This window comes from Paenibacillus sedimenti (genome assembly GCF_014534655.1).
GTDB lineage: Bacteria > Bacillota > Bacilli > Paenibacillales > NBRC-103111 > Paenibacillus_E > Paenibacillus_E sedimenti.
The window spans coordinates 1-682 of sequence record NZ_JACVVD010000054.1; the positions used below are offsets into that span (position 1 = coordinate 1).

1 tRNA gene and 2 rRNA genes are annotated in these 682 nt (G+C 48.2%); all 3 read right to left on the reverse strand.

The window, feature by feature from the left end:
- Positions 1 to 161: ribosomal RNA gene (locus tag ICC18_RS33370) — 23S ribosomal RNA — on the reverse strand; the annotation flags it as partial.
- Between the two features lie 279 nt (positions 162 to 440).
- Positions 441 to 516, reverse strand: a tRNA-Ala gene (locus ICC18_RS33375).
- Between the two features lie 105 nt (positions 517 to 621).
- A 16S ribosomal RNA gene (locus ICC18_RS33380) occupies positions 622 to 682 on the reverse strand; the annotation flags it as partial.

Here is a 682-nt window from a genome sequence, read left to right on the forward strand (position 1 = left end):
TCAGTGATGAGTAACTGCGCATTACCACAGCCGGGTTCCCCCATTCGGACATCCCCGGATCAAAGCCTGCTTACGGCTCCCCGAGGCATTTCGTCGTTCGCCACGTCCTTCTTCGGCTCCTAGCGCCTAGGCATCCTCCGTGTGCTCTTATTAGCTTAACCGTAGGCAATTGTTAAATTGCCAGGTTCGTTAGAACCAGCTAAAAATATTCACTTCATCACTTGTTTACACAAATGGTGATTAGGAATTCTAAGTTTCACGCTTTACGTTTCGTTTCGTTATCTAGTTTTCAAGGAACAAGTTGCGAATCGAAGATTCGTCAACAATGTTGCAACCTTTACATTCGTAGAACGATGTTGGTTGTCAACCTGATGGTTTGCTTTATCTTCCCAGTGTCAACAACACCGCCTTATCGGCGGCGGAAGTATGCATTAGGTTAATGGTGGAGCCAAGCGGGATCGAACCGCTGACCTCCTGCTTGCAAGGCAGGCGCTCTCCCAGCTGAGCTATGGCCCCGAATATTGATTGCAAACTCCATCAAAACTGAACAAATGATATGAAAAATCAGCGTTTGTGTGCTTTCGCACTTGACTGGCTCATCGCAGAGCCGAGTCTCCATAGAAAGGAGGTGATCCAGCCGCACCTTCCGATACGGCTACCTTGTTACGACTTCACCCCAATC